Source organism: Kytococcus sedentarius (assembly GCF_041937525.1).
GTDB classification, from domain to species: Bacteria; Actinomycetota; Actinomycetes; order Actinomycetales; family Dermatophilaceae; genus Kytococcus; species Kytococcus sedentarius_A.
Genome location: NZ_CP169391.1, coordinates 460,537 through 485,318 on the forward strand (window position 1 = coordinate 460,537; position 24,782 = coordinate 485,318).

The 24,782-nt window shown below is 72.0% G+C and carries 23 protein-coding genes and 1 riboswitch; of the genes, 14 read left to right on the forward strand and 9 right to left on the reverse strand.

The genetic code is table 11. From position 1 onward, the window contains the following. Positions 1 to 56: 56 nt before the first annotated feature. Entirely contained in the window at positions 57 to 1,232 is a 1,176-nt protein-coding gene (locus ACEY2A_RS02135) for a hypothetical protein (RefSeq protein ID WP_374929242.1), read from the reverse strand. A gap of 169 nt (positions 1,233 to 1,401) precedes the next feature. After that, positions 1,402 to 1,494: riboswitch (SAM riboswitch) on the forward strand. 213 nt (positions 1,495 to 1,707) lie between these two features. Here ACEY2A_RS02135 and ACEY2A_RS02140 point away from each other — a divergent pair. The 4 genes from ACEY2A_RS02140 to ACEY2A_RS02155 all read left to right on the forward strand — a co-directional run bounded on the left by ACEY2A_RS02140 (position 1,708) and on the right by ACEY2A_RS02155 (position 5,240). Next, entirely contained in the window at positions 1,708 to 2,718 is a 1,011-nt protein-coding gene (locus ACEY2A_RS02140) for a methionine ABC transporter ATP-binding protein (protein WP_374929243.1), read from the forward strand. Further along, entirely contained in the window at positions 2,715 to 3,368 is a 654-nt protein-coding gene (locus ACEY2A_RS02145) for a methionine ABC transporter permease (RefSeq protein WP_374929244.1), read from the forward strand. Before ACEY2A_RS02140 ends, ACEY2A_RS02145 begins: the two co-directional genes overlap by 4 nt. 95 nt (positions 3,369 to 3,463) lie before the next feature. Further along, positions 3,464 to 4,306, forward strand: coding sequence for a MetQ/NlpA family ABC transporter substrate-binding protein (locus ACEY2A_RS02150; protein ID WP_374929245.1), 843 nt, complete (start codon positions 3,464 to 3,466; stop codon positions 4,304 to 4,306). A 73-nt stretch (positions 4,307 to 4,379) separates the two neighbouring features. Then, positions 4,380 to 5,240 (forward strand): MetQ/NlpA family ABC transporter substrate-binding protein, encoded by an 861-nt coding sequence (locus tag ACEY2A_RS02155; protein WP_374929246.1) that lies wholly within the window; start codon positions 4,380 to 4,382, stop codon positions 5,238 to 5,240. Between the two features lie 3 nt (positions 5,241 to 5,243). On the opposite strand, the gene ACEY2A_RS02160 is transcribed toward ACEY2A_RS02155, so the two are convergent. Beyond that, complete coding sequence (locus ACEY2A_RS02160) at positions 5,244 to 6,293, reverse strand: MauE/DoxX family redox-associated membrane protein (RefSeq protein WP_374929247.1); 1,050 nt, start codon at positions 6,291 to 6,293, stop codon at positions 5,244 to 5,246. Between the two features lie 93 nt (positions 6,294 to 6,386). On the opposite strand from ACEY2A_RS02160, the gene ACEY2A_RS02165 reads away from it, so the two are divergent. Further along, positions 6,387 to 6,968: a hypothetical protein gene (locus ACEY2A_RS02165; RefSeq protein WP_374929248.1), complete on the forward strand. Its 582-nt coding sequence runs from the start codon at positions 6,387 to 6,389 to the stop codon at positions 6,966 to 6,968. 13 nt (positions 6,969 to 6,981) lie between these two features. On the opposite strand, the gene ACEY2A_RS02170 is transcribed toward ACEY2A_RS02165, so the two are convergent. From ACEY2A_RS02170 to ACEY2A_RS02180, 3 genes are read right to left on the reverse strand one after another with little or no spacing between them, the layout of a single operon-like run. Further along, on the reverse strand, positions 6,982 to 7,437 hold the full coding sequence (locus ACEY2A_RS02170) for a PTS glucose transporter subunit IIA (RefSeq protein WP_374929249.1): 456 nt from the start codon (positions 7,435 to 7,437) through the stop codon (positions 6,982 to 6,984). Next, the gene (locus tag ACEY2A_RS02175; RefSeq protein ID WP_374929250.1) at positions 7,434 to 7,703 is read right to left on the reverse strand and encodes a glucose PTS transporter subunit EIIB; all 270 of its coding nucleotides are present in this window, start codon (positions 7,701 to 7,703) and stop codon (positions 7,434 to 7,436) included. The genes ACEY2A_RS02170 and ACEY2A_RS02175 overlap by 4 nt, the downstream gene beginning before the upstream one ends. 6 nt (positions 7,704 to 7,709) lie before the next feature. After that, on the reverse strand, positions 7,710 to 8,804 hold the full coding sequence (locus tag ACEY2A_RS02180) for an SIS domain-containing protein (RefSeq protein ID WP_374929251.1): 1,095 nt from the start codon (positions 8,802 to 8,804) through the stop codon (positions 7,710 to 7,712). A gap of 164 nt (positions 8,805 to 8,968) precedes the next feature. Here ACEY2A_RS02180 and ACEY2A_RS02185 point away from each other — a divergent pair, with 164 nt between their 5' ends. Together ACEY2A_RS02185 and nagA are read left to right on the forward strand one after the other, a co-directional pair. Next, positions 8,969 to 10,282 carry a PTS transporter subunit EIIC gene (locus ACEY2A_RS02185; protein ID WP_374929252.1) on the forward strand — a complete coding sequence of 438 codons (1,314 nt, stop codon included), beginning with the start codon at positions 8,969 to 8,971 and terminating at the stop codon, positions 10,280 to 10,282. Positions 10,283 to 10,355: 73 nt separating this feature from the next. After that, the gene (gene nagA / locus ACEY2A_RS02190) at positions 10,356 to 11,522 is read left to right on the forward strand and encodes an N-acetylglucosamine-6-phosphate deacetylase (protein WP_374929253.1); all 1,167 of its coding nucleotides are present in this window, start codon (positions 10,356 to 10,358) and stop codon (positions 11,520 to 11,522) included. 142 nt (positions 11,523 to 11,664) lie between these two features. Here nagA and ACEY2A_RS02195 read toward each other — a convergent pair whose 3' ends face one another. Next, positions 11,665 to 12,357, reverse strand: coding sequence for a DUF559 domain-containing protein (locus ACEY2A_RS02195; protein ID WP_374929254.1), 693 nt, complete (start codon positions 12,355 to 12,357; stop codon positions 11,665 to 11,667). Positions 12,358 to 12,905: 548 nt separating this feature from the next. Next, positions 12,906 to 13,163, reverse strand: coding sequence for an HPr family phosphocarrier protein (locus ACEY2A_RS02200; RefSeq protein ID WP_374929255.1), 258 nt, complete (start codon positions 13,161 to 13,163; stop codon positions 12,906 to 12,908). A 188-nt stretch (positions 13,164 to 13,351) separates the two neighbouring features. Here ACEY2A_RS02200 and ACEY2A_RS02205 point away from each other — a divergent pair, with 188 nt between their 5' ends. The 4 genes from ACEY2A_RS02205 to ACEY2A_RS02220 all read left to right on the forward strand — a co-directional run bounded on the left by ACEY2A_RS02205 (position 13,352) and on the right by ACEY2A_RS02220 (position 16,804). Continuing rightward, positions 13,352 to 15,043 (forward strand): phosphoenolpyruvate--protein phosphotransferase, encoded by a 1,692-nt coding sequence (locus tag ACEY2A_RS02205; protein WP_374929256.1) that lies wholly within the window; start codon positions 13,352 to 13,354, stop codon positions 15,041 to 15,043. A gap of 43 nt (positions 15,044 to 15,086) precedes the next feature. After that, positions 15,087 to 15,554 (forward strand): hypothetical protein, encoded by a 468-nt coding sequence (locus ACEY2A_RS02210; RefSeq protein WP_374929257.1) that lies wholly within the window; start codon positions 15,087 to 15,089, stop codon positions 15,552 to 15,554. Between the two features lie 66 nt (positions 15,555 to 15,620). Next, positions 15,621 to 16,091 (forward strand): hypothetical protein, encoded by a 471-nt coding sequence (locus ACEY2A_RS02215; protein ID WP_374929258.1) that lies wholly within the window; start codon positions 15,621 to 15,623, stop codon positions 16,089 to 16,091. A 179-nt stretch (positions 16,092 to 16,270) separates the two neighbouring features. Then, entirely contained in the window at positions 16,271 to 16,804 is a 534-nt protein-coding gene (locus tag ACEY2A_RS02220) for a hypothetical protein (protein WP_374929259.1), read from the forward strand. Positions 16,805 to 16,924: 120 nt separating this feature from the next. Here the strand turns inward: ACEY2A_RS02220 and ACEY2A_RS02225 are convergent, their stop codons facing one another. Further along, positions 16,925 to 18,301, reverse strand: a complete 1,377-nt coding sequence (locus ACEY2A_RS02225; RefSeq protein ID WP_374929260.1) for an L-serine ammonia-lyase — start codon at positions 18,299 to 18,301, stop codon at positions 16,925 to 16,927. A 351-nt stretch (positions 18,302 to 18,652) separates the two neighbouring features. Here ACEY2A_RS02225 and ACEY2A_RS02230 point away from each other — a divergent pair, with 351 nt between their 5' ends. Next, positions 18,653 to 20,305 carry a DUF222 domain-containing protein gene (locus ACEY2A_RS02230; RefSeq protein ID WP_374929261.1) on the forward strand — a complete coding sequence of 551 codons (1,653 nt, stop codon included), beginning with the start codon at positions 18,653 to 18,655 and terminating at the stop codon, positions 20,303 to 20,305. Positions 20,306 to 20,497: 192 nt separating this feature from the next. Next, entirely contained in the window at positions 20,498 to 21,586 is a 1,089-nt protein-coding gene (locus ACEY2A_RS02235; protein ID WP_374929262.1) for a hypothetical protein, read from the forward strand. A 32-nt stretch (positions 21,587 to 21,618) separates the two neighbouring features. Here ACEY2A_RS02235 and ACEY2A_RS02240 read toward each other — a convergent pair whose 3' ends face one another. Next, positions 21,619 to 23,430: an AMP-dependent synthetase/ligase gene (locus ACEY2A_RS02240; protein ID WP_374929263.1), complete on the reverse strand. Its 1,812-nt coding sequence runs from the start codon at positions 23,428 to 23,430 to the stop codon at positions 21,619 to 21,621. Between the two features lie 100 nt (positions 23,431 to 23,530). Between ACEY2A_RS02240 and ACEY2A_RS02245 the strand changes: the two genes are divergently transcribed. Further along, positions 23,531 to 24,748: a DUF445 domain-containing protein gene (locus ACEY2A_RS02245; RefSeq protein ID WP_374929264.1), complete on the forward strand. Its 1,218-nt coding sequence runs from the start codon at positions 23,531 to 23,533 to the stop codon at positions 24,746 to 24,748. Positions 24,749 to 24,782: the final 34 nt, after the last annotated feature.

Sequence of the window (24,782 nt, forward strand, 5' to 3'; positions counted from 1 at the left end):
CCGAGGACCACGGGGGCTCTGCCGTTGCCGGGTGACCGTGCGGTCACCCTCGCGGGTCAGTGACCGCGCGGGGGCGGGGGAGGCGTGCTGCCCCCACCGAAGGGGCGGTCACCACGGTCGTCCCGGTCGTCGCGCAGCGGCTCGCCGAAGGGGCGGTCGCCACGGTCGTCGAGGCGCTCGCCCTGCTGGCCGACTCCCTCGTCCGCCGGGCGGTACTGCACCGGGTTGCCGTCGCGGTCGACCAGGGCCCGTCCGTCGGCGTCGAACGCCTGCTCGCCGGGAGCACCGGCGGCGGGGGTGCCACCGGCGGGGCTGGCGCCACCCATCGGGGCCGACCCACCACGGTCGTCACGCACCGGCTCGCCGTCCAGCGGGCGGCCGAAGTCGCCGTCGTTGCGGAACGGGCGGTCCTGAGTGGTGCCACGGTCGTCGCGCAGCGGCTCGCCGAAGGGGCGGTCCTCACGCACCGGCTGGCCGTAGGTGTCGCCGTCCTGGACGCGCTCGCCGTACTGCGGGCGGTCGCCGTCCAGCGGGCGGCCGTCGCGACGCTCGCCGTCGTCGTGCATGACGCCGTAGCCGGCACCGGCAGCGCCGGCACCCGCAGCACCCGCGGCGCCGTAGCCCATGGCGTTGCCACGGTCGTCGTACTGGCCCGGGGCGGGCGGCGCCTGGCCACCACGCTGGGAGTACGGGGCGGAGCGCGAGAACTGGTCGGAGTACTCACCGTTGGTGTAGCTGGTGCGGCGCTCGCGGTCCTTCTTGCGGCCGAAGAACCACAGCAGACCACCGATCAGCATGAGCAGCAGACCCAGCGGGATCAGCAGGGCCGCGGCCAGGAAGCCCAGACCGAGCTTCAGGAAGTCGCCCATGGAGGCCGGGCCGGACAGTCCATAGCCCTGGCCCTCACAGGTGATGGTGACGTCGCCGTCGCCGGAGGCGGTGACGATGCCCAGGATCTCCTCGCCATTGACCTCGCCGGACGTCCCGGCAGGAGCGCCCTCGATGGTGGCGCCCTCCGCGGTGCACTGGTCGGCACCGCCCGAGGACGGGCCGAACAGCATGCGGGTCTCACCGTCCTCCATGGCGATGGAGGTGCTGCCGTCGATCGACGACTTGTCGTTGACCGCGTCGTTGACCTTCCCGACGCTGGTGGCGCCGAGGACCGCGCCGATGATCCCGAGGATCAACGACAGCACGCCCAGCCAGAACAGGATCTTGCCGAAGAGCTTCATCGGCCGTACCCCTCTCGTGTCGTGGTCCGGGCGTGCCCGGACGGGTGTTGGCGGGGCAGGGTCGCCCCGCACCTGGCGCCCACGCTACCGAGGGCGGGAGTCCCGTGCCCTCCCGGCGCGCCCGAGGGGCCGATTTGGTGAATCCTCACCGACGTCGTATATTCGCCGCACTGTATCCAGAGCGGTGGAGAGATCTGGCTCCCTGAAACCGCAGCAACCCCCCGTCACCGGGTGAGGGTGCTAACGCCAGAATCGATGGAGGAAACCATGCGAATGCACATGCGGACGAGGTCCTGACAGCACCTCTGGTCGTCCCTGCCCTGCCCGAATGTGGCGGAACCCCGCGGACCCAGTGAGCCCTCAGGCCCTCTGAACCCACGTACCCCCCTTTTCGTCGTGCCCGGCGGACAATGGGCTTGCCTTCGCATTCCCACGCGTCCCGACGGGTCTGTTCGTCCTGCCCGAAAGGACCCTCATGATCACTCTGGAGAGCATTTCCAAGACCTTCCCCGGCCGCCACGGCGGCGGCGAGGTCCAGGCCCTGACCGAGGTCTCGCTGCAGATCGATCGCGGCCAGGTGCACGGCATCGTGGGCCCGTCGGGCTCCGGAAAGTCCACGCTGGTGCGCTGCATCAACCTGCTGGAGCGGCCCACGAGCGGCCGCGTCGTGGTGGACGGCCGCGAGCTCACCGCCCTGTCCACCGGTGAGGTCCGGCGGGCCCGCCGCGAGATCGGCATGATCTTCCAGCACTTCAACCTGCTGGACTCCCGGACAGCCGCCGAGAACGTGGCCCTGCCGTTGGAGCTCGCGGGCGTGGGCCGCCGCGAGCGCGCACAGCGCGCCACCGAGCTGCTGGAGCGTGTGGGCCTCGCCGACCGTGCCGGTGCCCACCCCCGCCAGCTGTCCGGCGGGCAGAAGCAGCGTGTGGCCATCGCCCGCGCCCTGGTGACCCGCCCGACCGTCCTGCTCTGCGACGAGGCCACCAGCGCACTGGACCCCGAGACCACCGCCAGCGTGCTGGACCTGCTGCGCGAGCTCACGGCAGACCTCGGCCTGACCACGGTGCTCATCACCCACGAGATGGACGTCGTCACCCGCGTGGCCGATGCGGTGACCCTCCTCTCGGCAGGCCGCGTGGTGGAGTCCGGGACCCTCGCCCAGGTGGCCACGACCCGCGGCAGTGCCCTGGCCGCCCAGCTGGTGCCCCGCCCCGTGCGCGGGCTGGACCCGGCGGACCTGCCGGCCGGCTCCCGCATCGTGACCGTCGACCTGGCCACCCAGGACGAGACCCGCGTGATCGCCGAGCTCACCGCAGCCGGCCACCAGGTGCAGGTGGCCGCTGCCCGCGTGGAGAACCTCCACGGTGCGCGCGTGGGCACGCTCGACCTCATCGTCCGCGATGCGGCCCCGTCCAGCGACCTCCCCGCCGGCTGGACCGCCCCCACCGCCCTGCCCCACACCACCCGACAGGAGCTCTCCGCATGACCACCGACCGCCTCATCTCCGAGCTCCTCGACGGCACCGTGGACACCCTCTACATGGTGGGTCTGTCCTCCCTCATCGGCCTCCTGTTCGGCCTGCCGCTGGGCGTGCTGCTGGTGGCCACGGCCCCCGGCGGCCTGCTGCCGCACCGCACACTGAACGCCGTGGTCGGCGCCGTGGTGAACGCCGGGCGCTCCATCCCGTTCATCATCCTGCTGGTGCTCATCGCGCCGCTCACCAAGGTGCTGGCCGGCACCACCATCGGCCCCACGGCCGCCGCCGTGCCGCTCACCCTGGGCGCCATCCCCTTCCTGGCCCGCCTCGTGGAGAACGCGTTGCGCGAGGTGGACCCCGGCAAGGTGGAGGCCGCCTCCTCGATGGGGGCGAGCCGCGCCCAGATCGTCCGCTCGGTGCTGCTGCCCGAGGCCCTCCCCGGCCTGGTGGCCGGCACCACGGTCACGGTCGTGGCCCTCATCGGCTACTCGGCCATGGCCGGCGCGATCGGCGGAGGGGGGCTGGGCGACCTGGCCATCCGGTACGGCTACCAGCGCTTCGACATGACCGTCACCGTCGCCTGCGTGCTGGTGCTGATGGCGCTGGTGGTGGCCGTGCAGTTCGCCGGTGACCGGCTGGCCCGCATCACCCGCCACTGACCCGGCCCACCCGCTCCGCGCACCCCCGTCCTCACACCCCCTCCCCCCGTACGCCCTGTTTCACCCACCCCTTTTCACCTCCCCGAGGAGACATCATGACCCCGTCCACCCGTTCGGCCTGGACCCCCGCCCGCACCGCCGCCGTCGCGGCCCTCGCCCTGAGCCCGCTGGCCCTCTCGGCCTGCGGTGAGGACCAGGCCGCCGCCGGCGACGACCAGGTGCTGCGCGTGGCCGCCACCCCCACCCCGCACTCGGACATCCTGCGCTGGGTGGACGAGGAGGGCCTGGACGCCGAGCACGGCTTCGAGCTGGAGGTGGTGGAGTTCACCGACTACCTGCAGCCCAACGTGGCGCTGCAGGAGGGCTCGGTGGACGCGAACTACTACCAGCACCGCGTCTTCCTGGCCAGCCAGGAGCAGTCCGCCGGCTACGACTTCGAGATCGTGGCCCCCATCTCCAACCAGCCGATGGGGCTGTACTCCGACGGGCTGGACTCCCTGGACGACCTGCCGCAGGGCGCCCGCGTGGCGGTGCCGAACGACCCCGCCAACGGTGCCCGTGGGCTGTGGCTGCTGGAGGAGGAGGGGCTCATCACCCTGGCCGACACCGGCGACACCCCGCCCACGCCCGAGGACATCCAGGACAACCCCAAGGGGCTGGAGTTCCTGCCCGTGGAGGCCGCCCAGACGCCCCGCTCCGTGGGCGACGCCGAGCTCTCTGCCGTGCCGGGCAACTACGCCGTGCAGAACCAGCTGAAGGTGGATGACGCGCTGGCGGTGGAGGACCCCCGTGACGAGCGCTTCGTCATCAACCTGGTGACCACCTCCGACAACGTCCAGGACGAGCGCATCACCGCGCTGGCCGAGGTGCTCAAGGGCGATGAGGTGGGCACCTACATCGAGGACACCTGGCAGGGCACCGTCGTGCAGATCGACTGAGAGCACCCCCGCCGACGCCCCTCACCCTCATCCCTGCTCACCCACACCCCGACCGACCCCCCGAGGAGATCCCATGTCCCGTTCGCACACCCCCCGCCCCACCCGCCGCGGGGCGCTGGCCCTGACGGCCGCGCTCACCGCATCGATCACGCTGGCTGCCTGTGGAGGTGACGACCAGGACCAGGCCAGCGGCGGCACCGACGGCTCCGAGGGGCCCCGCGTGCTGAAGGTGGGCGTGAACCCGGTGCCGCACGGCGAGATCCTCACCCACGTGAAGGACGAGCTCGCCGCCGATGCGGGTCTGCAGATCGAGGTGGTCGAGTTCACCGACTACGTGCAGCCCAACGAGGCGCTGGACGCTGGCGACCTGGACGCCAACTACTTCCAGCACGAGCCCTACCTGGCCGAGCAGGAGTCCAGCGGCGGCTACGACTTCACCAGCCTGGGCGCCGTGCACCTGGAGCCGCTGGGCCTCTACTCGGAGCAGGTGGAGGATGCGGGTGAGCTCTCCGGGGACAGCCGGGTGGCCATCCCCAACGACCCCAGCAACGCCGGCCGGGCGCTGGAGCTGCTGGCCACCCACGGCGTGCTGGAGCTCGAGGACACCGGTGACGAGCTGGCCACCCCGGCCGACGTGAAGGACGGCGGACCCGAGATCGTGGAGCTCGAGGCCGCCCAGCTGCCCCGCTCCCTGGGCGACGTGGACGCGGCCGTCATCAACGGCAACTACGCCATCGAGGCCGACCTGTCGCCCACCCGGGACTCCCTGGCGCTGGAGGAGTCCGAGGGCAACCCGTACGCCAACCTGCTGGTGGTGCGCAGCGAGGACGAGCAGGACGAGGACCTCAAGAAGCTCGCGGAGCTGCTGACCAGCGGCGAGGTGCGCTCCTTCATCGGCAAGAACTACGAGGGCACGGTCGTCCCGGCCGAGTGATGCTCAGGCCTGCTGGGCCTCGCGCAGCTGCTCGGCGACCTCATCGATGAACTCGAGCGTCGCCGGGCCGCCGGCCACCGGGCCCCCGGCGAGCAGCCCGTCGGCGCCCAGGAGCACCGCCGACGGGGTGCTGCGGAGCTCCAGCATGGTGCGCAGCTGCTGGTCCTCGTCGTAGGCGACCGTCACCCCCTGTGGGCGCAGCGGGTCGTCCACGGCGGTGGGGGTGGTGGTGACCACCAACACCCCCACGTGCTCGAACTCGGCGGCGAACTGCTCCGACCGGGCCAGCGCGTCCTGGCAGCTGCCGCAGCCGAGGCTCACCCACAGCACCAGCTGGGCCTGGGTGCTGGCGAGCTCGCGCAGGCGGACCGGGCCGTCGTCGCCCTTCACCTGCACGTAGGGGATGGGCAGCCGCTGGTAGTCCAGCTCGACCACGTCGTCGTCGTGCCCCTCGCCCGCGGCACCCCCCGCGGCCCCGATGGGGTGAGCACCCCCCATCGGCTGCTGGTCACCGGGGGTTCCGGCGCCGCCGGTGATCAGCCAGGTGAGGGCCACGGCGGCGGCGAGCACCAGGGCCCACCACCAGAGGTCGCCACCGTCCAGCAGGCGGCCGATGATGCTGCCGCCGGTCGCCGCATCGGCCACGGTGGCCACGCCCAGGGCCACGAGCACCAGGTTGCGGACCACGGTGGACCGGGTGACGGCACCCTGCCCCAGCGCGCCGAAGCAGCCGCAGGTGACCGGCACGTCGAAGCCCAGGGCGCGCACGATGAGCACCGTGTAGACGATGCCCAGCACCAGGGCGGCCACGGCGGGCAGCCAGTACCAGCCGGAGGGGAGGAGCAGCAGCGCCAGGGCCAGGGCGATCTCGGCCGGGCCCAGCAGCATCGGGGCCCGGGCGGCGACGAGCCAGCGCGGCAGCCGGAGCTCGTGGAAGGCACTGACGGTGCTGGCGGGCTCCCGCACCTTGGCGATGCCGCTGGTGCCGTACACGGCGGCCAGCAGCAGACCGGCGCCGGCGGCGGCAGCAGGCAGCAGGGACACATCACTCATGGGAGGAGTATCCCGGGCTCCGCCTCCGGGGTGACGCGCAGGGCGGTGTGACGTGGTTCACTGCGGACACGATCTGCCGCAGGAGGAGTCGCGATGACGCGCAACGAACGCCAACCGAAGAGGCCGACCGCCGTCCCGGCCTCCGCCGCCCTGATGGTGCTGGGCGCCGGGCTCTCGCTGGTGTGGGCACTGGGGGCCACCCAGGGGTGGTGGATCGAGACCGCCGGGCTGGTGATGCCCACCGAGGACACCGAGCGACTGCGCGAGGCCGCGGTCCGCGGATGGACCGGGGACGCCGAGCAGATGCGCCAGGTGGTGAACGGCACCTCGCTGGTGCTGGGGGTCTCCTCGGCGCTGATGTGGCTCACCGGCGCGGTCGTCACCCTGCGCGGAGGCGTGCCCAACCGCGGCATCGTGGTGGGCTTCTTCCTCACCGGGCTGATCGCCCTGCTGAGCTGGACCCTGGGCGGGGGCGTGGCCCACAACGCGGCCATGCAGGTGCTGGCCGCGGTGATGCTCGGGGTGGGCGTGGTGGCCACGGGCCTGCTCTTCCTGCCGGCCTCGTCGCGCTGGTTCGACTCGTTCACCATGTACCAGCCGCTCCGGGGCGACTCCAGCGACCACCTGGCCCCCGCCGGGGAACGCCCGCTGGCACCGCCGGCGGCCACGCGCTGAGGGGTTCCCCGCCTCAGCAGGCGAAGAGCAGCTGCCCGCCATCGACCTCGCCGGAGACGGCGGGGTCGACGCTGTCAGCGGCCGAATCCATGAGCACCACGGGGACCAGCGCGCTGCGGCCCCCGGCGTCGATGGCGGCGGGGTCCCAGGAGACCACCGGGTCGCCGGCGGCGACGGAGTCCTTCTCCGTGACGTGGACCTCGAAGCCCTCGCCCTGGAGCTGCACGGTGTCGATGCCCAGGTGCACCAGCACGCCCTTGCCCTCGCCCATCACCACGAAGGCGTGGGGGTGGACCTTCAGCAGCGTGCCGGCCAGCGGGGAGACGACCGTGACCCGACCCGGGGCGGCGTGCGGCCGCAGCGGGTCGATGGCCACGCCGGAGCCCACCATCTGGCTGGCGAAGACCTCGTCCGGCACCTCGGCCAGCGGCACGACCGTCCCAGCGCAGGGCGCGAGGACGTCCGTCACAGGAGGTCCTCGATGTCCTCGGCGATGTTGTCAGCCTGCGGGCCCACCACGACCTGCACCACGGTGCCGGCAGCCATCACGCCGTGGGCGCCCGCGGCCTTCAGGGCCGCCTGGTCCACCTTGGCCGGGTCCTTCACGGTGGTGCGCAGCCGCGTGATGCAGGGTTCGATGTCCACGACGTTGTCGCCGCCGCCGAGCGCGGCCAGGATCTTCTCTGCGGTGTCCATGGTTCCTCCAGGGGGAGTGGATGGGGTGGGGCCGATCATGTCACCTCAGGAGCGGTCGGTCCGGGTGACCTTCCGCAGTCCGCCGGGCGTGTCAGGGTCCAGCCCCATCGACCGGGAGAGCTCCAGGCAGGCCAGCTGTCCCGGCAGCACCAGGCCCAGGGGAGCGAGGTGCTCGGGCAGGTCCGGCCCCGGCACGTGGTGGCCGACGGCCGCGGCGAACGCGGCGTCCCCGCCGATGCCGACCACCGTGGCGCCCCGCTCGGCCACCTGACCGGCCAGGTCGGCCAGCGGCGCCACCATCGGGCCGTCCGCCGGGGCCACCAGGGTGATGGACTCGCTGTCGTCCACCGCCGCGATGGGGCCGTGCCGCAGGTCTGCGTAGGAGTACGAGCGCACCGAGCGCAGGCAGGTCTCCTCCACCTTCAGGGCGGTCTCCAGGGCGGTGCCCAGGCACAGGCCGCGGGAGGTGATCACGAGGTCAGGGCGGTCCTGCCAGGCGGCCACCAGCGGGCCCACCGCCTCGGAGCGGTCGAGGAGCTCCTGCATCGCCTCGGGGATGCGGGCGAGATCGGCCGCCCAGGCGTCGTTCCTTCCGTTCCCCGTGCGCCCGGCGCGGACGGTGCTGGCCACCGAGCCGAGGACCGCCACCGCGGCCAGCTGCGTGGTGTAGGTCTTGGTGGCCGGGACGGCCTGCTCCTGCCCGGCCTGCGTCACCAGGGCGACGTCGGCCCCGGTGGCCAGCGGGGAGTCCTCGTGGTTGGTGATGGCCACGGTGCGCGCCCCGTTGCGGCGGGCCCACTCCTGACCGGCCACGATCTCCTCGGTGCGGCCGGACTGGCTGATGCTCACCACCACGGTGCCGTCCAGGTCCACGTCGGCCCCGTAGTGGGTGGCGATGCTGGGGGCCACGTGACCGGAGGCGAACCCGCATCGGGCCTCCATCAGGTAGCGGCCGTAGATGGCGGCGTTGTCGCTGGAGCCGCGGGCGCTGAACGAGACCCGGCGCGCGCCCTGCAGCAGCGCGGCCAGGTCGTCCCGCGCCCCGGCCAGATGGGTGAGCGTGCGGGCGACCGCAGCGGGCTGTTCGGCGATCTCGGCGGCCATGTGCTGGCCCGCTCCGACACGGGTGTCGGCGTCCATGGAAACTTCCCTCCGGCGTGGTGTCATGGCCCTCTCGGAACTGCTGGGCCCACCGTAGGCCAGTCGGTTCGCCGCCGGTCGGCGCTCGCGTCGCGGCGAGGCACAGATCCCGTGCCTCGAGGACTCACTCACACACCCCTGCAGGACACACAAGGAGTACGACCATGAGCACCGTGGACGACACCGGTCTCGCCGGTGAGCCGCCCGAGGACGGCGAGCTGCTGACGGACAGCGACACGACCACGCACAAGCGTGGCTTCACCGACAGCGCCGCCTTTGCCTGGCTGCAGAAGTTCGGCAAGTCGCTCATGCTGCCGATCGCCGCCCTGCCCGCCGCCGCCCTGCTGCTGCGCTTCGGCCAGCCGGACATGCTGGGCGAGGACGGTCTGGGCTGGGAGACGCCCGCCGCCGTCATCGGTGCTGCCGGTAGTGCCCTCTTCGACAACCTGCCGCTGCTGTTCGCGGTCGGTCTGGCCATCGGCATGACGCGCAAGGCCGACGGCTCCACGGCCCTGGCGGCCGTGGTCGGTTACCTCGTCTTCAAGGGCGTGGGCGACGCGATGAGCCCCTTCATCCTGGGTGAGCCGCCCGAGGGTGAGGAGCAGGAGCTCATCGACTTCAAGGTCTTCGGCGGCATCATCAGTGGTCTGGTGGCCGGCTGGCTGTGGCAGAAGTACCACCGCATCAAGCTGCCGGACTACCTGGGCTTCTTCGGCGGCCGCCGTTTCGTGCCGATCATCACCTCGCTCGTCATGCTGGTCATCTCCGTGCTCATGAGCTTCATCTACAAGCCCTTCGACATCGGTCTGACGGGGCTGTCGGAGTGGGTCGCGGCGAACGACGTGCTCGGTGGCTTCGTCTACGGCACCACCAACCGTCTGCTGATCCCCTTGGGCCTGCACCACGTGCTGAACAACATCCCGTGGTTCGCCCTGGGTGAGTTCGAGCTGGCCAACGGTGAGGTCGCATCCGGTGACATCGCCCGCTTCCTCAACGGCGACCCCACCGCCGGTGCCTTCATGACCGGCTTCTTCCCCATCATGATGTTCGCCCTGCCCGCCGCGGCCATGGCCATCTGGCACGAGGCCAAGCCGGAGAACAAGAAGGCCACCGGCGGCATCATGATCTCCGCCGCCCTGACCAGCTTCCTCACCGGCATCACCGAGCCGCTGGAGTTCGCGTTCATGTTCGTGGCCTGGCCGCTGTACGTGATCCACGCGGTGCTCACCGGCTCGTCCATCGCGCTGACGAACTGGCTCGGCATCAAGGACGGGTTCGGCTTCTCGGCCGGGTTCATCGACTACGCGCTGAACTTCAACATCGCCACCAACCCGTTGTGGCTCATCGGCATCGGACTGGTCTACGCAGTGATCTACTACGTGGTCTTCCGCGTCGTGATCCGCTGGTGGAACCTCAAGACCCCTGGCCGTGAGGACGACGGCCAGGACTCGATGGTGCAGGCCGACACCTCGGCCTGATCCACCGCGACCCGCTCGCGACCCGGCCACGCCACCCGGCCACGCGGTGGACGCAGTGGGTGAGGATGGAGCCATGCTCCTGACCACCTCCCGCGTCTTCGACGGCCACCAGCTCGGCGGCCCGGCCACCCTCCACATCGAGGGTGACCGGGTCGCCGCGCTCGTCCCGGGGGAGGTGGGGGACGACGCCGCGGGCGCGCCCCCCGCATCGGAGAGGGGGGAGACGCCGGTCGAGCTGCCGGCGGGCTGGCTGGTGGCTCCGGGCTTCGTGGACGTCCACTGCCACGGCGGCGGGGGAGCCTCCTTCTCCGACGACGCGGACGGCATCGTCCAGGTGCTCGCCACGCACCGCGCTGCGGGCACCACGAGCTCGATGGCGTCCACGGTCACCGAGTCCGTCGACGACCTGTGCGATCGCGCCCGCACCCTGGCGCCCTTCGCCGCCTCTGGTGAGCTGCTGGGCATGCACCTGGAGGGCCCGTGGCTGAGCCCGGACCACCGGGGCGCGCACGACCCGGCGCTGCTGCAGACCCCCCAGGTGGCCGCGTTCGACCGCATCCAGGCCGCGGCCGGCGGGGCGGTGCGCATGGTGACCCTGGCCCCCGAGCTCGAGGGCGGGCTGGACCTGGTGCGGCACCTCGCGGCGCGGGGGATCGTGGCGGCGGTGGGCCACTGCGACGCCACCCACGAGGTGGCCACGCAGGCGTTCGATGCGGGCGCGACGGCCGCCACGCACCTGTTCAACGCGATGCGGGGCATCCACCACCGTGAGCCCGGGCCCGTGACCGCCGCGTTGGAGGACGAGCGCGTGTGCATCGAGCTGATCGCCGACGGCGTGCACCTGGCCGCGCCGATCCTGTCCGGGGCGATGCGTATTGCCGGCGATCGGGCCGTGTTGGTCACCGACGCCATGGCCGCGGCCGGGCAGCCCGACGGCGACTACCGGCTCGGCGGGCTGGCCGTACGTGTCACCGACGGGGTGGCGCGGCTGGTGGAGGGTGGCGCCATCGCGGGCAGCACGCTGACCATGGCGGAGGCGGTGCGCCACTGCATCGAGCAGGCAGGGGTGGAGCCGCAGGCGGTGCTGCGGGCGGCCACCAGTGCGCCGGCCTCGATGGTGGGCGCGGCCGATGTGGGGCGGCTGGCGCCCGGGACCTGGGCCGATGCGGTGGTGCTCGACGAGACCTGGACCGTGCGCGGGGTGCTGCGCCGCGGCCAGTGGATCAGGCCGTTGGGGTGAGTCGCACGGGCTGCTGACACCCCATGGCGCGGACCGGTGGGCCCACGTCCACCCGCCCCTCCGCAAACTGCCTTCTCCTCGTCCAGCCTGACGTGTGGGCACGGGTCAGGCTGGACGAGGAGAAGGCAGAACCGGGATGGGGTTAGCGCCCACCCGGGTAACGCCCTGCCTGTCGGGTGAGCTGCCGCACCCGATGGAGCAGCCGCTCGGTGGCATCCGCTGCCACCACCTCCCGCCAGGTCACGCGCAGGACGCCGTACCCGGCTTCGCGGAGCGCGTCCTCGCGTCGCTTCTCCGCCACGAGGGCCTCGCGCCCCTGCAGCCCCTCGTACTTCACCGCGCCGTCGAACTCCACCACCACCCGCTCGAGCTCCAGCAGCAGGTCCACCCGATAGGTGCGCTCCCGGGTCGTGATCCGCACCTGGCTGATGGGACGGAGACCGCCCCGCACCAATGCCAGTCGGGTGAGGGTCTCGCCGGGAGACTCGCTCCCGGAGTCCGCGAGGTCCAGCACCGCCCGCAGCTTGCGCACTCCCCACCGGTTGGGCTCGACCAGCTCGCTCACCTCATCGAGGGCGACGAGCCCTCGCTGCAGCGCGGCATCGAGGGGGACCAGGGCTGCAGCAACCGTCGACTCCCTGTCCGATGCGTGTGCCACCAGTGCTCGCGGCAGGTCACTGCTCGTCCAGGTCTCGGAGCAACCGGGCGGGACGATGACCTCGGAAGGTGCATGGTGGGGCAGGAGGCGGAGGGCGCCGGATCCCTGCCGGATGCGGGTGCGTTGGCCACCGAGGTGCACCACCTGGGGCCGGTTGAGCAAGGGGAGGCCCCGCATCGCCAAGGCAGTGCCCGATGCGGCGCACTCCCCGGGGCGTTGCAGGAGGTACCCGAGGGTGCGGAGGCGGTGAACTGTTCGAGGGTCGTCCGGACGACCCCCTCGGGCGACGATGCCGGGAGCCGGACGCCAGCACAGTCCGAGCCGGACAGCGCGCGCCAGCGAGGAAGGGGACACGTGGACCTTCTCGAGCCGGGAGAGCGTGGTGACGCCGTCCCGCCACTCCGCGTGGTCGAGGAGGTGCACAGTGCCGGGTTCGGGGGGCTTGGATGCACCAGCCTGCGCTGTGGGGCTCTGACGGGTTGGTCCTGGAGTGGTCTGCCGGTCCATGGGTGCAGCGTCGCGCCCCATCGGCGCTCCGGGCCGGGGACGGTCGGTGGGGCTGTGGAGGAGGGGTCGCTGTCGAACGGCCGACCACGGTGCTCCACGCACAAACTGTCGTCTCCTCGTCCAACCTGACGTGCTGACACGGGTCAGGTTGGACGAGGAGACGACAGTTTGCGGGGGTGGTGCGGGGGTGGCGGGGGTGGGGGCGGGCCCGGGGGCCCTCAGGCGTCGAGGTCCTGCTCCACCAGGGCGGCGATCTTCTCGACGGCGGCCTCGTCCTCGGACTGGACCGTCACCTCATCGCCCTTGGCGGCGCCCAGGGTCATGATCATGAGGCTGGAGGAGGCGTCCACCGGGTCACCGTCGCCCAGGGCGATCTCCACGTCGGCGTCGATCTCACCAGCGGCAGCGGCGATGACGGCGGCGGGGCGGGCGTGCAGGCCGACGGCGGAGCCGACGGTGACGGTCTTGCTGGGCATGGGGGGTCCTCCAGGGTGTGTGGGCCGCGGCGGGCGGCAGGTCAGTGGGGGACAGGGTGCCACGGGACAGGGGGTGCGACGCGCTGACCGGGCCGCCCCGCCGGTGGCTCCCCCGGAGGGCACACTGGGAGCTCGTACCGCGCGGCCCCCATCACCGCGTGCTCCCACACACACCCTGGAGGAAACCCGTGCCCAGCGCCCCCGCAGCCGCGACCCGTCCGCTGACCGGCACCCCCGTGGTGCCCGGGGTGGTGCACGCCCCCGTGGTGTGGGCACGACCCCGCCCCGAGGCGCCCACCAGCGGACCGCAGCTGCCCGAGCCCGAGCGGGCCGGGGAGGCCGAGCGGCTGGCAGCGGCCATCGAGGCGGTGGCCGGCCGGTTGGAGCAGCGGGCAGCGGCGGTGAGCGGTGCCGCCGCAGAGGTGCTCACGGCGACGGCCGGCATCGCGCGCGACACCGGGTGGGCCAAGCAGGCGCGCAAGAAGGTCCAGGCCGGTGAGTCCGCACCCGTGGCGACGACGCACGCCATCGGGGGCTTCATCGAGACCTTCGAGAAGCTCGGGGGAGTGATGGCCGAGCGCACCACCGACCTGCGCGACGTGCGGGACCGGGTGATTGCCGAGCTCACCGGTGAGCCCGAGCCGGGGGTGCCCACGCCCGCCGAGCCGTCCGTGCTGTGCGCCGAGGACCTGGCGCCGGCCGACACCGCGGGGCTGGACCCGCAGCGGGTGGTGGCCATCGTGACCAGCGCCGGCGGGCCGACGAGCCACACGTCGATCATTGCCCGGCAGCACGGCATCCCCTGCGTGGTCGGGGTCGCGGGCCTGGAGGAGCTGCCGGCGGGGCAGGCGGTGCTGGTGGACGGTGGGGCCGGGACCGTCGAGGCGGGGATCGATGCGGACGAGGCGGCCACCCGGGTGGCGGCGGACGCCGACCGGCGCGCCCGCATCGAGGCCTGGAGCGGGCCCGCGCGCACGGCCGACGGGACGGACGTGGAGCTGCTGGCCAACGTGCAGGACGGGGCCGGGGCGCGGGCGGCCGCGGCCGGGCACGCGCAGGGAGTGGGGCTGTTCCGCACCGAGCTGCTCTTCCTGGACGCTCGGACCGAGCCCACCGTGGCCGACCAGGCGACCCGCTACGCCGAGGTGTTCTCCGCCTTCGCCGGGCGCAAGGTGGTGCTGCGCACCCTCGATGCGGGGTCGGACAAGCCGCTGGCCTTCGCGACCCTGCCCGACGAGCCCAACCCCGCCCTGGGCGTGCGCGGGTACCGGCTGGTGCAGGTGGACCCCGGGCTGCTGGAACGGCAGCTCGATGCGGTGGCGCAGGCCGTGACCGACGCGGGGGTGGACGCAGGGGACGCCTGGGTGATGGCGCCGATGGTGGCGACGCTCGCCGAGGCGCGGACCTTCGCGCGGCAGGTGCGCGGGCGGGGGCTGCGGGCCGGGGTGATGGTGGAGGTGCCGGCCCTGGCGCTGCAGGCCGAGGCGCTGGTGCGTGAGGTGGACTTCGTCTCGATCGGCACCAACGACCTGGCGCAGTACACGATGGCCGCCGACCGGATGGCCGCCTCGCTGGCAGACCTGACCGACCCCTGGCAGCCCGCGGTGCTGCGCCTGGTGGAGCACGCGGCGCGGGCCGGGGCCGATGCGGGGACGCCGGTGGGCGTGTGCGGCGAGGCGGCTGCCGACCCGGACCTGGCCTGCGTGCTGGTGGGCATGGGCGTGAGCTCGCTCTCCATGGCGGCCGGTGCGGTGAGCGCGGTGGGCGAGCGGCTCTCCCGCGTCACCCACGCCCGGTGCCGCGCGGCGGCGGAGGCGGTGCTCACCGCATCGGACCCCCTCCGGGCGCGGGAGGCGGCGCAGACGGCGCTGGCATCATGAGCGGGCCGGGCGAAGGGGTTGCCCGGCGCAACGAGGAGGGACGATGACGACCTACGGCATCCAGAACAGGCAGAGCGTGGCGCGTCCGCGGTCGGTGGACGTGGCCGTGAAGCTGATGTGGTTCGGCGCCGCACTGGAGGTGGTCGACTTCGTGTTGTCGCTGCTGATCATCTTCCACGTGTTCGACCCCGCCAGCAGGCGCGACCCCGAGTTCGAGCGGCTTCTCCCGTTGACGATCATCGGGGCGATCATGGCCCTCTCCTGGTTCCTGATCGCCGTGAGCCTGTGGGCCGTGCACGCATGGGCCAACGGCAAGGGCATGCACTGGGCCCGCATCACCGGCACCGTGCTGGGACTGCTGACGGTCGCCGCATCGACGTGGATGGTGGCGAACACCAGGTGGGCGGGCCTCAACCAGGTCGACCTGGTGATCGAGCTGGGGACGATCGTGCTGGCCGTCGTCCTCATCTGGTTGATGTGGCGTGGTGAGAACCGCGCGTTCTATGCGTGACAGCCTGTCTGCCTGACAGGGGGACCCGCGGCGGCGAAGGGCCGCCCGACGCGAGGAGGAGGAACGATGGCGATCTACCGCATCCGGAACGGGCAGAGCGTGGCTCGCCCGCCGTCGGTGGACCTGGCCGTGAAGCTGATGTGGCTCGGTGCCGCACTGGAGCTGCTCGGCTGGATGGCGGGGCTCCTGGTCGTGCTCGGCGTGCTGGGGGCGTCCTCCGGCGGAGAGCTGTTCACGACCGTGGAGGGCGTCACGATGGGGGTCGGGGGAGCGATCCTGTCCCTCATCCCCGCGCTCATCGCGGTGGGCCTCTGGCTCCTCCACGCGTGGGCCAACGGTCAGGGCATGAACTGGGCGCGCATCACCGGCACCGTGCTGGGTGTGCTGGCGATCGTCTCCTCGACGTTCTCGCTCCTCAGTGGGGTGTTCGTGGGGGTGGACGTCCTCACACTGGTGGGCCACCTGGTGACCATCGTGCTGGCCGCCGTCATCATCTGGTTGATGTGGCGAGGGGAGAACCGCGCGTTCTACGCGTGAGCGTGCTCCCTGCGTGACAGGGGGATCCACGGCGGAAATCTCCGCCCGTGGTCGGGCGTGGCGCGGTGTCGGGCGCGGCGTGAGGGCGTGACACTGGGGGCGAGAGGGCAGCGACTGGCGCGCTGACCCCATCGACATCCCGTCCACATCCACACACAGTCATCGACGAAGGGAACCCCATGACCTACAACCAGCCGGGTGGCTTCCAGCCCGCCCCCTCCCTCGACGAGCACCCCGGCCAGCGTGGCCCGGTGACCCGTCCCAAGGCCCTCGACCTCGCCGTGAAGCTCATGTGGCTGGGCGGAATCATCCAGCTGCTGGGCATGGTGCCGGCCTTCTTCATGGGCGACCAGATGCGTGACGCGGTGCGTGAGCAGCTGGAGGCCTCCGGGCAGGAGGTCACGGAGTCGGTGATCGACGCCAGCGTGACCTTCGGCATCGTGTTCGCCGTGATCTTCGGTGTGCTGGGCGCCCTGCTGTGGTTCCTGCACGCGTGGGCCAACGGCAAGGGCATGAACTGGGCGCGCATCACCGGCACCGTGCTGGGTGTGCTGAACATCCTGTTCACCCTGGTGGGCCTGGTCATGCCGAACGCTGCGCAGACGGGCATCCTGCCCACCCTGATCTCACTGCTGGTGGCCGCGCTGTCGCTGGTGATCATCGTGCTGATGTGGCGCAAGGAGAACAACCCGTTCTACAACGCGCGACGCTGAGGGGGCCGGCGGGTGCGTGCCACCCGCCGGGCCGACAGTGCACAGCGCCCGCCCTCCGCAGTGGAGGGCGGGCGCTGTGGTGTGTGACGGCGCTGGCTGGGTCCTTCTCCGGCGGGCGCCTCAGCACTCGATGACGTTCACCGCCAGTCCGCCCCGGGCGGTCTCCTTGTACTTGACCTTCATGTCCGCGCCGGTCTCCCGCATCGTCTTGACGACCTTGTCCAGGCTGACGATGTGGGAGCCGTCGCCGCGCAGCGCGGTGCGGGCGGCGGTGATGGCCTTCACCGAGGCGACCGCGTTGCGCTCGATGCAGGGGATCTGCACCAGACCGCCGACGGGGTCGCAGGTGAGGCCGAGGTTGTGCTCCATGCCGATCTCGGCGGCGTTCTCCACCTGCAGCGGGGTGCCGCCGATCACCTGGGCGAACGCGCCGGAGGCCATGGCGCAGGCCGATCCGACCTCGCCCTGGCAGCCGACCTCCGCGCCGGAGATGGAGGCGTTCTCCTTGAAGATGACGCCGATGGCGCCGGCGGTCAGCAGGAAGTCGATGACGCCCTGGTCGTCGGCGCCGGGGACGAAGTCGACGTAGTAGTGCAGGACGGCGGGGATGATGCCCGCGGCGCCGTTGGTGGGGGCGGTCACCACGCGGCCACCGGAGGCGTTCTCCTCGTTGACGGCCAGGGCGTACACGGTGATCCAGTCCATGCCGTGCAGGGGGTCGTTGGACTCCTTGCCGGCCTCCTCCAGGGCCTCCCAGAGGGCGGGGGCGCGCCGGGGCACCTTGAGGCCGCCGGGAAGAGTGCCCTCAGCGTGCGTGCCGTTGTGGACGCACTCCTTCATGACCTCCCAGATCTTCAGCAGGCCCTCGCGGACCTCGGCCTCGGAGCGCCAGACGGTCTCGTTGGCCATCATGACCTCGGGGATGGTCATGCCGGTGTCGCGGCAGATCTCCAGGAGCTGGTCGCCCGTGGTGAAGTGATGGGGCAGGGGGGTGTCGTCCTCGACGATGGCCGAGGAGCCGTCGGCGTTCTCGTTGACGACGAAACCGCCGCCGACGGAGTAGTAGACGTGGTCGCTGAGCACCTCGCCCGCCTCGTCGTAGGCGGTGAAGGACATGCCGTTCGGGTGGACGGGGAGGGACTTGCGACGATGCAGGACGAGGTCGCTGTCCTCATCGAAGGCGATCTCGTGCTTGCCCAGCAGGGACAGGCGCTTCTCGCGGCGGATGGTCTCCAGGGTGCCCTCGACGGCGCGTGGGTCGCAGATCTCGGGGCGCTCGCCGGCCAGGCCCAACAGGACGGCCTTGTCGGAGCCGTGGCCGACGCCGGTGGCGCCGAGGGAGCCGTAGAGCTGGGCGTGGATGCGGTGGGTGCGGTCGAGGACGCCCTCGCTCTCCATGCGCTCGGCGAACTGGACGGCGGCGCGCATGGGGCCGACCGTGTGCGAGCTGGAGGGGCCGATGCCGATCGAGAACAGGTCGAACACGCTGAGCGCCACTGTCACTCCTTTGTGGGGTAGGCGGTGCCCTGGGTGGTGGGCAGGGGCCAGTGTCTCACTTCCGGGGTGCGGTGGCGGGTGGTTGGGGCTTGCGGGTGGCGGATGCGGGTGGGGTTGGGATGTGGGGGTTGTGGGGGGTTGTCCACAGGTGGGGTGGTCGTGGCGGCGGGACCCTCTGCTCGTCCACATGTTCTAGTTCGGGGTTGCGTGTGTCGGTTGTTTGTACTATGGTGGGGGTGTTGGCAGGAGGCGGGGATCCTCCAGCCGAACCGAACGAGCAAGGGGGTGGTTCCCGTGGCAGCCCAACCCACAATGAGTGGTGGACTGGCCACGGGCGCCCCTGGAGCGCGCGTGAGGCCAGGCTCTGGGGGTGTGGTGTCGGGGGCGGGGCTGCGGGTCGCGCGGGCACTGGAGAGTCTGCACGCGGGGCTCGATGAGCTGCTCGCCTCGATCGCCGAGCTCTCTGCACCGGCAGACACCCCCTCAGCCGCCCTCGGGGATTCCGACACTGGCGGTGGTGGCGGTGGTGGGGCCGGGGTGCCGATGGACCTGGTCCGTGCCCTGGATGAGGAGACCTTCCGGGCCCGCAACCGGTTGGACTCCGCCCGCCTGCGGTTGGGGGCGGTCGCCCGCACCGAACGCGAAGCCGGCCGCGGCCGCCACCTGGACGAGGCACAGTTCTTCGCCTCCGGAGGCCGCATGGACGGACCCTCCGCAGCCAAGGATGCCGACCTGGCCGAAGGCCTGGGCAACGCCACCCCCGCACCACCAGCTACCAGCCCTGATGCTCCAGCTCCACCCCGGAACTGTGACCGTTCTCCGGTGGGGGTGGCGTTGGATCAGGGGTGGATGTCCAAGGAGCACGCCCTGGTCATCCACCACGCGTTGGCCAAGGCCCCGGACTGGGTCACTGTCGAGCAGCGCCACACGATCGAGGTGCACCTGGTCGACCGTGCCCGCACCCTGCGCCCTTCCTCGTTGCGGCGTGCGGCACGTCGCCTCCTGGAAGCCCTCCCGGTCCCCGCGCGCGTGGTCGATGAGCACGAGAACGCCCTGATCACCGCCGAGGAGGACCACGCCTACGCGAACGCGTCCTTCACCGTCCACCACACCGGCCACGGCATCTCCTACGGCAAGTTCGCCCTGCCCACCCTGCAGGCCAAGGCCCTGGAGAAGAACCTGGCCTCCCTGTCCTCACCCACCCGCCGCAAGAACCAGCACCACACCACCGCAAGCAGCCCGGGTAGCACTGGTGCCACGAGCGCCACGGGCGCGGACTTCGAGGCGGGTGAGGTGGCCAAGGACTGGGCCACCATGAAGGGCCAGGCGTTGGTCGAGCTGATCGACCACCTGCCCACCGACCGGCTGGGAACCAGGACCTCGTACACGGTGATCGTGTCCACCGACCTCGAATCCCTCCGCGGTGAGACCGACCGGGCGGGCACGACCGACACCGGCCAGAAGCTCTCGGCCGGACAGGTCCGCCGCCTGGCAGCCCAGTCCGGGATCATCCCGACCGTCATGGGAGGAGAGTCCCTCCCGTTGGACCTGGGAACACAACGGCGCTTCTTCACCGAGACCCAACGCATGGCCCTGGCCCACCTCTACAGCGAGTGCGCCGTCGAGGACTGCGACCGACCCTTCGCCTGGTGCCAACTCCACCACGCCACCCCCTGGGCCTCGACCCGCGGAACACCCCCCGGATGGGCACCACCCGAACCACCACCCCACAGCACCGGGCACCCCGACGGACACACCGAGCACTGCGGCGGAGCAGCCGAGCACCCCGGCGACCCCGGACACCCCGACGACACTGGGCAACCGGATGCCCCTGGACCCCTGGGACAGACGACAGCGGCCTCGCGGGGAGCCAGGGGGCGGACTGACCTGTCCAACGCCATCCCGGTCTGCGGACGCCACAACCGGATCATCGAACTACCCGGCGTCACCCACCACATCACCCACGACCACGCCGGCGCAGCCACCATCCACATCCACGACTGAACCCCGGACCGCTCAGAGAGGACCACCATGCCCAGCCACCCCACCTACGGAGTCGAGCTCGGCTGCCGCACGAGGTGGGGTTGGCTCGGCCACTGGGTGTCCAGAACCTGTGCTGCTGGGGCCCGGGTGACGGCAGGAGAGGACACGTGCAGCGGCTGTGCTGCTCCCCAGCCCTCGCGGCACGGGCGTACCATGAGGCGCCAGCATGCCGAGGGACCAGGAGACATGGGGATGATGTCGTTGCCGAGCCGCCGCTCGTCGCGGGGCCGTCCGGTGGCGCCTGTGAAGGCCGGGCTCGTGGTGACGCCTGCCTCGCGGGGAGGCCTTCTGGCCCGCGGGTGGCAGCGATCGACCGGTCTGGTGGCCGGTGCCGTGCTGACGAGCACGTTGGTTGCCGGGTGCGGGGGGATCTCCATCGGCATCGGCGGAGACGACCCGACCGAGGAGTCCAGTCCCACCGACGCCAGCATCAGCACCGAGCCCAGCGAGTCCGAGACGACCACTGACGAGACGAGCACCGAGGAGACGGACCCTGCGGAGACGTCCCCCGAGGAGGAGTCACCCAGTTCCGATCAGGAGTCCCCGAGCCCCACGGACTCGGACCCCGCCACCGACGGGGAGAGTGACCCGGACCCCACCTCCGACAGTGACGCTCCGAGTGAATCGGAGGGCGGCCCGTCGATCGGGCCGATCGTGCCGACCGATGGGTCGGACCCCGAGAACGACCCCGGTGAGGACACCTCGCCCGACGACGGAACCAGCCCCTCTCAGGGCGAGTCCAGCTCTGAGGCGGACGATGATCCCAGCCCGTCCGACGACCCGGCGGAGAGCCCCGGAGACGATGGGGACCAGCCCGCCGACTCGCGGGGGAGGGTGGTCGAGGAGCCCGGCATCCCGCATCGCGGCGAGGCCTACCGGTGGGAGTCGGGCCTGGTGGCCCACATCACCACCGGGGAGTCGTTCGTGCCCTCCAGCGCCGCGGCCGGAATCGACGGGTTCAGCCAGTTCCTGCTGTTCGAGGTGACCCTGACCAACCGGTCCCCCCAGGAGTTCCGCCTGAGCGACTTCCGCATCGGTGGGCAGAGCGCAGGGGAGCAGGCCTCACGGGTCTTCGATGCGGGCAACGGCATCAACTCCCTGCCCGCTCAGGACCTGGGCATGGGGGAGACCACGACCTTCCCGGTCGTGTTCGGTGTGCGCGACCCCGACGACACGGTGCTCGACGTGGTGCAGGCCTTCGAGCTGAGCGACCGCATCGTGTTCCTGCCGCCCAAGGACTGATGCGTCCCCGGCGTGCTCGCGGCCAGCACCGCTCAGCGGTAGAGGGCGTCGATCTCGTCGGCCCACTTCTCGGCCACCACGGCACGACGCACCTTCAGGGTCGGGGTGAGCTCGCCGCCCTCCATCGTGAACGGCTCGTCGGCCACGACCACCTTGGTGATCCGCTCGTAGCGGGCCATCTCCGCTGTCAGCTCGGTGACGCGCTCGGTGATGGCCTCGGCCACCTCATCCGCCGAGGCGTCGGGGAAGGCCTCGGCACACGCCGCCGCATCGGGAGAGATGACCGCCGCCAGGTAGGGCCGGCCATCACCGACCACCATCGAGTACTCGATGAGGGAGTCGCTGTCCAACACCCCCTCGATGGCTGCCGGGGCGATGTTGCGACCGCCGTCGGTGACGATGATCTCCTTCGAGCGTCCCGTGAGGGTCAGGTACCCGTCGTCGTCGAGCCGCCCGAGGTCACCGGTGCGGAACCACCCGTCATCGGTGAACGCGCCCTCGTTGGGGTCCGACCCGTCGGCGTTCGGGAGGTAGCCGGCGAAGACCCCGTCGCCACGGACCTGGATCTCACCGACACCCGGGGTGTCGGGCCCGTCCGGCTGGGGCGCGATCCGCACCTCCATGCCGTGGATGGGGCGCCCCACCGTGCCGAAGCGCCAGTCGCGCACGCCCGGGCAGGAGATCACCGGAGAGGTCTCCGACAGCCCGTAGCCCTGGGAGACCAGCAGGTCGGCAGCCAGCAGGAACTCCTCCGCCTCGCGGCGCAGCGCCGCACCGCCCACGGCCATGCAGGTCTTGGGGCCGCCCAGGACGTCCCGGATGCGGTGGAGCACCAGTCGGTCGGCCACCTGGTAGGCGGCCTCCGCCCAGGGCTCCACCCGCTGCCCGCTGCGCCGGCGCCAGTTGCGCCGCAGACCCACCCGCAGGGCCCAGTCGAACAGGGCCCGCGTGATCCAGGAGCCGTCGGCGTTCGCGTGGGCACCGGCGTACACGCGCTCGTAGAGACGGGGGACGCTCACCATCACCTGGGGCTCGGCGGCGGCCAGCAGCGGCTGCACCTCCTTGGGGTTGCGGCAGTAGGCGATGGTGAGCCCCTGCTGCACCCCGAACGCCGTCCAGGCCCGCTCCAGCGCGTGGGAGAGGGGCAGGAAGCTCAGTGAGCGCTGGCCGGGGGTGAAGTCGAACCGCTCGGCGATGGTCGCGAACTGGGTGGTGAGGTTGCGGTGGGTCAGGGGGACCGCCTTGGGGGTGCCCGTCGTGCCCGAGGTGTAGAGGACGGTCGCGAGGTCGTCCAGGGTGGCGGTGTCGATGCGGTGAGCCACCTCCTGCTGGGTACTCGCCGGGGCGGCGTGGCCGGCCTGGATGGCCTCCTCCAGGTCGACGACCTCCGCCCCCAGCACCTCGGCTGCGTTCTCCCGGGCAGACCGCGAGCACTCGATGGCGAGCACCTGCCGCACCTGCTCGCCCCGCAGGAGCTCAGCCACCCGGGCGAGCTCCTCGTCGCCGAGCACCGCCACCACGTGCGCCGCGCTGTGGCGCAGGACGTAGGTCTTCTGCTCGGTGCCCGAGGCCAGGTGCACCGGCACCACGCTGGCACCGGTCGACATCGCGGCGTAGTCCACGACCGTCCAGGCCGGGCAGTTGGGGGAGACGATGGCGACCCGGTCGCCAGCCTGCACCCCGGTGGCCACCAGGTGGGCGGCCAGCCCCAGGCAACGGTCGGAGAGCTCGGCGTAGGTCCACTCCTGCCAGACGTCGTCCACCAGCTCCCGCTGCGCCACCACTCCGGGGTGTGCCGCTGCGGTGTCTCGGAGGTGCTGGGAGAGGGGCGCGAGCGTCGGCATGCGCTCAGGGTACGGCCACGCCCCGCGGCGTGCCCGGCCACGCGCCGCGGCGAGCCGGCGTGCGTACGGCGCACGTGCCGCAGCGTGGAACCATGACGCCATGAGGCCCGATGGTGAGGCGTTGCGCCGGATGCAGTGGGTGGCCACCGGGCTGCTGGCCCTGGCGGCCCTGGTGTTCCTGCTGACCCCCGAGGACGGGCCGTGGGGCTACCTCCACGCCACCGCAGAGGCCGCGATGGTGGGCGCGATCGCCGACTGGTTCGCGGTCACCGCCCTGTTCCGCCACCCGCTGGGCATCCCGGTGCCGCACACGGCGATCATCCCGCGGCGCAAGGACGAGATCGGTGCCGCGCTGGAGTCCTTCGTGGCCACCAACTTCCTCACCCCGGACACGGTCACCGAGCGGTGGGTGCAGGCGGGGGTGAGTCGCCGTGTGGCCGGGTGGGTGTCCGACCCGGACCACGCCCGCACGGTGGTGACAGAGATGCTGCCGGCCCTGCGTCGTGCCCTGCGGGCGGCCGACAACGAGACCGTGCGCGAGCTGGCAGCCGAGCAGCTCCTGCCCCGGCTGGCCCAGGAGCCGTTGGCCCCCCTGGCAGGACGCTGGCTGCAGGAGGTGCTGCGCACCGGCTCGCACCACCGTCTGGTGGACCTGGTGGTGGACGAGGCGGTCCAGTGGCTGGAGGCGAACCCGGACCGGGTGCAGTTCATCGTCCGCACCCGGGCCCCCTGGTGGTCGCCGCAGTGGGTGGACGATGCGGTGGTCTCCCGCATCCACGCCGAGCTGCTGGGCTGGGCGAAGGACGTCCAACGCAGCCCTGACCACCGCATCCGGGCCAGCGTGGACGACCTGCTCGGTGACCTGGCAGGCGACCTCCAGCACGATCCGGCCACGGCCGAGGCGATGGCCCGCATGCAGGAGCGGATCCTCACCGACCCCTCGGCCGCGGGCACCGTGGCCGAGCTGTGGGAGGGCCTGGCCACCGTCCTGACCGAGTCGCTGGCCGACCCGGACGGGCCCCTCCCACGCCGGCTCGCCCTGGCCCTGGCCGACGGGGCCGGTGCCCTGGCCGACGACCCCCGGGCCTGCACGGTGCTCGACCGCCGCAGCGCCGAGGTGGTGGCCGGGCTGGTGGAGCGCCACGGTCAGGAGGTGGCGAGCGTCATCTCCGGCACGGTGGAGCGCTGGGACGCCCACGAGACCTCGCGCCTGCTGGAGTCCTACGTGGGGCGGGACCTGCAGTTCATCCGGATCAACGGCACGGTGGTCGGCGGACTGGTCGGGTTCACCCTGCACACCCTCACCCAGATCCTGTGAGGCGAACCGTAGACTCCTCCCCGTCCCGCTCCTT